Source organism: Pseudomonas folii (assembly GCF_014357575.1).
GTDB lineage: Bacteria > Pseudomonadota > Gammaproteobacteria > Pseudomonadales > Pseudomonadaceae > Aquipseudomonas > Aquipseudomonas folii.
Window position 1 is genome coordinate 1 of sequence record NZ_JACONW010000214.1, and the last position, 6,617, is coordinate 6,617.

Genomic DNA, 6,617 nt, shown 5'->3' on the forward strand with positions numbered 1-6,617 from the left:
GGACCTGAATCACTGCATCACGCCCTATCGCCAACAAGTTGCCTCCCACCTGACAGCGTACGCCGCACGGTAGCGAGCGATCGCCCACGTCAACTCTCGGCACCTGATTTGAAAGATTCGCAATCTTCGGCAGCTTCTATAGAGAAAGCACTTCGGTGCGTTCGCCTAGCGCTTTTTTGGCTTGTTTTTCGACTTTTTCTTGCCTTTAGCCAGGGGCATCGCCTGCTCGAATGCATTGCGCATTTCGTTGAGACGTTTGTCATTCAGATCGTGTACCCGCTTGGCGCGCTCTACGCCCAGGTCGATCAGGTTTTCATCTGCGCTCATGACCAACAACTCTCGAACACTGGGAAGTGGGGTCAATAATGCTCAATCGCAGTGAGCCTGACCAGTGGCTATCTGACAAGAACATCGCCTTTGTTCACGCCAACCCTTTTTTAACGGCACAATTGCCGGTCAGCGCTGTTTATCAAAGGACTGGATGTTCATGCAATTACCCGCTTCAGAACCGTTGCCACAACCGGCACTGCATGGCGACCTGCCGCCAATGCTGACGCTGCGTGCCTTCGAAGCCGTGGCGCGGCACCTGAGTTTCGTCAATGCGGCTCGCGAATTATCAGTGACGCAAAGTGCTCTGAGTCATCAGGTACAAAAGCTGGAAGCGTTTCTCGAGTGCCGTCTGTTTATCCGTCGCACTCGCGCCATCGAACTGACCGAGGCAGGACGCGCTTATCAGCTACAGGTTCGACAGGCACTGGAAGGCATTGCCGCAGCGACGCGCATTATTCGCCACACCGCGCCCGCGCCCAGCGTATTGCGCATCGGCCTGCTCGCCTCGTTTGCAACGATGTGGCTGGCACCGCGTTTGTCCAGCTTCATCTCGGCCAATCCCGATATACGCGTTGAACTGGTGCCTTCCTATGAGCTGGCCGACGTAGCCGGTGGCGAGGTGGCGCTCGCAATCCGCTATGGCAAAGGTGGCTGGCCCAACGTAAACGCAGTGCGTTTCATGAACGAACGCCTTTTCCCGGTGTGCAGCCCGCAATACAAAACCGGATGGCTCGCAGCGCAAAAGGGTGTCAAACAGCCGGGACTGGCTCCCGGCCCACTGCTCACTGCGCAAGCGACCATTCCGTTCGAATGGCTGGACTGGGCAAAACAACTGCGCGTGGAAATCAGCCAGCTACAGAGCCTGATGCTGCATGACTACAACATCGTGGTAGAGGCGGCGGTCGCTGGACAAGGCATCGCAATGGGCCGTGATCGTTTGATCAAGCGGCGCTTGCTGGATGGCTCGCTGGTGCATTTGCTGACCGACGCCATCTACGAAGGTGAAATCGGTTACTGGCTGGTAACCGGGGACGAGCCGTTGGGCAGCGCGGCGCAACGCTTCGCCGACTGGCTGATCGCAGTCAGCCGCGAGGATGATTGAGCGATATCGATACGTAGGGTGAAATCTTTCAGTTTGTCGGACTGATCGCCGCCTTTCATTGTGCGTCCATCTTTATGGAGAGCGCCCAATGAACAACAGCCTGCGTGAACAACTCGAAAAACTCGACCTGCAACTTCCGACCCCGGACAGCCCGGCGGGCAACTATGTCAGCACAGTGGTCAGCCAGAACCTGCTGTATGTGTCGGGACAAATCCCCATGCTCAACGGTCAGCCCGCATTTATCGGCCGGGTGGGTGAGACGCTGAGCGAAGAACAAGGCATGGCAGCAGCGGAACTGGCAGCCTTGGGATTGCTGGCTCAACTGGACTCGGTGATTGGCGACGATCTGTCGAAGCTGGTGCGAATCGTGCGGCTGGGCGTATTCGTCGCCTGCCCCAATGATTTCAAGCGCCAGGGCGCAGTGGGCAACGGCGCCTCGAATCTGCTGGTCAGTGTGCTTGGCAAAGCCGGTCGACACGTCCGCACCTCGGTCGGGGTTTCCAGCCTGCCCGTAGGTGTAGCGGTCGAAGTGGACGCCATCTTCGAGCTGAAACCATGAGTCAGACTTTGACCGAAGCGCACATCCAGACGTTGCGCGCCGCAACGCCTGGCTGCCAGCAAGTAATCCATTTCAATCATTCCGGGGCGTCGCTGCCGAGCCAGGCGACCGTGACGGCAATGATCGAGCACCTGAACAGCGAGGCCAGCCAAGGCCCTATGGAAGCCGCAGCACAAGGCGAGATACTGCTGGAAAACGCCCGCCACGCCGCTGCCCGGTTGATCAACTGCGAGCCCTCTTCCATTGCATTTCTGAGCAGCGGCTCCGCGGCGTGGGGCATGGCCTTCAGCGCACTGGGAGCATGGCGGCGCGGAGACCGCATTCTGGTCGGGCGTCACGAATGGGGCGGCAACCTGGCTTGCATGGCCCAGGCCTTCGCCGCCGGAGCCAGCCTGGAAGTGATCCCGTGCGATGAGAGTGGTGCGGTGTCAGTGTCCGCGCTGGAAGCGATGATCGACGAGCGTGTGCGTTTGATCTCTCTGACATGGCTACCGGCCAACGGCGGCCTGATCAACCCGGCTGCCGCCATTGGCACAATAGCGAAACGGTACGGTATTCCTTACTTTATCGATGCAGGTCAGGCATTGGGACAAATCAGCGTTGATGTGCAGGCACTGGGCTGCGATGTGCTCAAGGGTGCCTGCCGCAAGTTCCTGCGCGGTCCACGGGGTACGGCCTTGCTGTACATCCGCGAGGGTTTCGTCGAAAAACTTCAGCCGCCGTTCGTTGACGTTCTTTCAGCGCCCAGAAACGGCGAAAGCTTTACGCCGCGTAACGACGCTCGACGTTTTGAAACCAGCGAAATGTCCCTGACGCTGATCGCGGGTCTGAATAACGCATTGAGCGAATGTGAAGCATTGGGCGTAGCGCCTGTCCGCCAGCGTATTCGGCAACTGTCGTCATTGTTGAGGAAGCGGATGGCAGAAGTCGCAGGACTGAAGCTACAGGACCTTGGCGAAGCGCATGATCACTCGGGGCTTGTTTCATTCACGCTGGAAGGCTGGGACGCCCTGGAGATAAAAAAGGAATTAGCCATGCGAGGGATAAACATCGGCGCCAATGGCGTGGCTTATACGCCTTTGGACATGCAAGCTAGAGGGCTGCTGAACATTGCGCGGATTTCGGTCAGTCATCTGAATACTGAAAGCGAGATAGAGAAATTGCTCACGGCATTGCGCGAAATGAGCAACGGACAGCAGAAAACAGCCTAGACCTGAACGTCGACCCAAAGCCCCTGGCGCGGCTCGTCATCAATGATTGGCACAACCGGAACGGTGTTGTCGGCATTCAGCGCAACACCGGGGACGGCCAGATGTTCAGGCTCGTCGAAACCTTCTTCACGGCGACGCTGCTGTTCTTCGTGGCGTTGCTGCTCTTCGCGCAACAACCATGCATTGCGCTGCTCTTCTTCGTTACGCAAGTCGATATTGGTTTCGCCAGAACTGGCCTGCACCGGCGCTACAGGAGGAATGTCAGGTACCTGCCGGGCCGGATCCAGTTGCGAAGTCACGGGTACCACACTCAGGGGAAGCGTCGGCTGCAACATTATTAGTTCTCCTTTTGAGTGGATGTCGGCCAAGTGTCTACCGACTTGACCCCGTAAATGAGAAACTTTCGACTCTGTTTTTGGTAACTAGTGCCTTTAACAGGCTTAAATTGTTGCAAGGGCGTTTAAATACAGGTGTTTTGTCACTGTACCTTTGGCCTGGGCAGCGTGTTCCGTTAACATAGTCGGCTTTTTCAAGGCGGGAGACAGGCAGCATGGCGCAGCAGTATCAACCGGGGCAACGCTGGATTAGCGACAGCGAAGCCGAGCTGGGTTTGGGCACCGTTCTGGCACAGGACGGCCGCTTGTTGACCGTGCTCTACCCGGCCACTGGCGACACACGTCAGTACGCACTGCGCAATGCACCTTTGACGCGCGTGCGCTTCTCTCCAGGCGATGTGATCACTCACTTCGAAAACTGGAAGATGACCGTCCGTGAAGTCGACGATGTCGATGGCCTGCTGGTCTACCACGGCCTGAACGCGCAAAACGAAGCCGTCACCCTGCCGGAAACCCAGCTGTCGAACTTCATTCAGTTCCGTCTGGCAACCGACCGCCTGTTCGCCGGGCAAATCGACCCGCTGGCCTGGTTCTCCCTGCGTTATCACACACTGGAACACACCAGCCGCCAATTGCAGTCTTCTCTATGGGGCCTGGGTGGCGTGCGTGCGCAACCGATCGCGCACCAGTTGCACATTGCCCGCGAAGTGGCCGACCGTATCGCGCCGCGGGTTTTGCTGGCGGACGAAGTCGGTCTGGGCAAAACCATCGAAGCGGGTCTGGTCATCCATCGCCAGCTGCTTTCGGGCCGCGCCAACCGCATCCTGATTCTGGTGCCGGAAAACCTTCAGCACCAATGGCTGGTGGAAATGCGCCGCCGCTTCAACCTGCAGGTCGCACTGTTCGATGCCGAGCGCTTTATCGAAAGCGATGCCAGCAACCCGTTCGAAGACACCCAACTGGCGCTGGTTGCCCTGGAATGGCTGGTCGAGGACGAGAAGGCGCAGGACGCTCTGTTTGCGGCGGGCTGGGACCTGTTGGTCGTCGACGAAGCCCACCATCTGGTCTGGCATGAAGACAAGGCGAGCCCTGAATATTCGCTGGTCGAGCAACTCGCTGAAGTCATCCCTGGCGTACTGCTGCTGACCGCCACCCCGGAACAACTGGGCCAGGACAGCCACTTCGCGCGCCTGCGCCTGCTGGACCCAAATCGTTTCCACGACCTGCATGCGTTCCGCGCCGAGAGCGAAAACTATCGCCCGGTCGCAGAGGCCGTGCAGGAGCTGCTCGACAAAGGTCGTCTTTCACCTGAAGCGCACAAGACCATTCATGGTTTCCTGGGCGCTGAAGGCGAAACCCTTCTGGCAGCCGTCAACGACGGCGACGAAGAAGCCAGTGCACGCCTGATTCGCGAATTGCTTGATCGTCACGGCACTGGCCGGGTGCTGTTCCGTAATACCCGTGCCGCCGTGCAAGGTTTCCCGGAACGCAAACTGCACCAGTATCCGCTGCCCTGCCCGGCCGAATACCTGGAGCTGCCGCTTGGCGAACACGCCGATCTGTACCCGGAGGTCAGCTTCCAGGCACAGCCGGACGCCAGCGAAGAAGAGCGCTGGTGGAAGTTCGACCCGCGTGTCGACTGGCTGATCGATACCCTGAAAATGCTCAAGCGCGTCAAGGTGCTGGTGATCTGCGCCCACGCCGAGACCGCGATGGATCTGGAAGACGCCCTTCGCGTGCGTTCCGGTATTCCGGCCACGGTTTTCCACGAAGGCATGAACATCCTCGAACGCGACCGCGCAGCGGCGTACTTCGCAGATGAAGAGTTCGGTGCCCAGGTCCTGATCTGTTCGGAAATCGGCAGTGAAGGTCGCAACTTCCAGTTTGCCCACCATCTGGTGCTGTTCGATCTGCCTGCACACCCGGACCTGCTGGAGCAGCGTATAGGTCGTCTGGACCGGATCGGCCAGAAACACACCATCGAACTGCACGTGCCTTTCCTGGAAACCAGCCCGCAAGCGCGTCTGTTCCAGTGGTATCACGAAGCGCTGAACGCCTTCCTTAATACCTGTCCGACCGGCAACGCCCTGCAACACCAGTTCGGTCCACGCCTGCTGCCGTTGCTGGAAAGCGGTGACGACGATGAGTGGCAAGCGCTGATTGATGAGGCGCGCACCGAGCGCGAGCGCCTGGAAAGCGAACTGCACACCGGCCGCGACCGTCTGCTGGAACTCAACTCCGGCGGTGCGGGCGAAGGTGAAGCACTGGTCGAAGCGATCCTTGAGCAGGACGATCAGTTCACTCTGCCGATCTACATGGAAACCCTGTTCAATGCGTTCGGCATCGACAGCGAAGACCATTCGGAAAACGCCCTGATCCTGCGCCCAAGTGAAAAAATGCTCGATGCCAGCTTCCCGCTTGGCGACGATGAAGGCGTGACCATCACTTACGACCGCAACCAGGCGCTGTCTCGTGAAGACATGCAGTTCATCACCTGGGAACACCCGATGGTGCAAGGCGGCATGGATCTGGTGCTGTCCGGTTCGATGGGCAATACCGCCGTGGCGCTGATCAAGAACAAGGCGCTCAAGCCCGGTACTGTCTTGCTGGAGTTGCTGTATGTGAGTGAAGTGGTTGCACCGCGCTCGCTGCAACTGGGTCGCTACCTGCCACCCGCCGCCTTGCGCTGTCTGCTCGATGGCAACGGTAATGACCTGTCGGGTCGCGTTTCCTTCACTACGTTGAATGATCAGTTGGAAAGCGTGCCACGTGCCAGCGCCAACAAGTTCATTCAGGCTCAGCGTGACACATTGAACCCGCAGATCAATGCCGGTGAAGCGAAGATCGCCCCGAAACACGCCGAACGCGTCGCCGAAGCACAGCGTCGTCTGGCAGCGGACACCGAAGAAGAACTGGCCCGCCTGACCGCCCTGCAAGCCGTCAACCCAACCGTGCGCGACAGCGAACTGGTTGCGTTGCGCGAACAGCGCGAACAAGGGCTGGCCATGCTTGACAAGGCGGCGTTGCGCCTTGAAGCGATTCGGGTGTTGGTGGCTGGTTAATGGCCTGGCGATAAATCA

The 6,617-nt window shown here is 58.8% G+C and carries 6 protein-coding genes; 4 read left to right on the plus strand and 2 right to left on the minus strand.

The window, feature by feature from the left end; translation table 11 throughout:
- Positions 1 to 165: 165 nt before the first annotated feature.
- On the minus strand, positions 166 to 327 hold the full coding sequence (locus H8S59_RS25210) for a hypothetical protein (protein WP_187523195.1): 162 nt from the start codon (positions 325 to 327) through the stop codon (positions 166 to 168).
- 160 nt (positions 328 to 487) lie between these two features.
- Between H8S59_RS25210 and H8S59_RS25215 the strand changes: the two genes are divergently transcribed.
- The 3 genes from H8S59_RS25215 to H8S59_RS25225 all read left to right on the plus strand — a co-directional run bounded on the left by H8S59_RS25215 (position 488) and on the right by H8S59_RS25225 (position 3,202).
- Positions 488 to 1,432, plus strand: coding sequence for a LysR substrate-binding domain-containing protein (locus tag H8S59_RS25215; protein ID WP_187523196.1), 945 nt, complete (start codon positions 488 to 490; stop codon positions 1,430 to 1,432).
- 88 nt (positions 1,433 to 1,520) lie between these two features.
- A complete protein-coding gene (locus tag H8S59_RS25220; protein ID WP_187523197.1) occupies positions 1,521 to 1,991 on the plus strand; it encodes a RidA family protein in 471 nt (156 codons plus the stop codon).
- Entirely contained in the window at positions 1,988 to 3,202 is a 1,215-nt protein-coding gene (locus H8S59_RS25225; RefSeq protein WP_187523198.1) for an aminotransferase class V-fold PLP-dependent enzyme, read from the plus strand. The genes H8S59_RS25220 and H8S59_RS25225 overlap by 4 nt, the downstream gene beginning before the upstream one ends.
- On the opposite strand, the gene H8S59_RS25230 is transcribed toward H8S59_RS25225, so the two are convergent.
- Positions 3,199 to 3,537, minus strand: coding sequence for an aspartate-semialdehyde dehydrogenase (locus H8S59_RS25230; RefSeq protein ID WP_122807295.1), 339 nt, complete (start codon positions 3,535 to 3,537; stop codon positions 3,199 to 3,201). The genes H8S59_RS25225 and H8S59_RS25230 overlap by 4 nt on opposite strands.
- A gap of 215 nt (positions 3,538 to 3,752) precedes the next feature.
- On the opposite strand from H8S59_RS25230, the gene rapA reads away from it, so the two are divergent.
- Positions 3,753 to 6,599 (plus strand): RNA polymerase-associated protein RapA, encoded by a 2,847-nt coding sequence (gene rapA, locus H8S59_RS25235; protein ID WP_187523199.1) that lies wholly within the window; start codon positions 3,753 to 3,755, stop codon positions 6,597 to 6,599.
- Positions 6,600 to 6,617 lie beyond the last annotated feature (18 nt).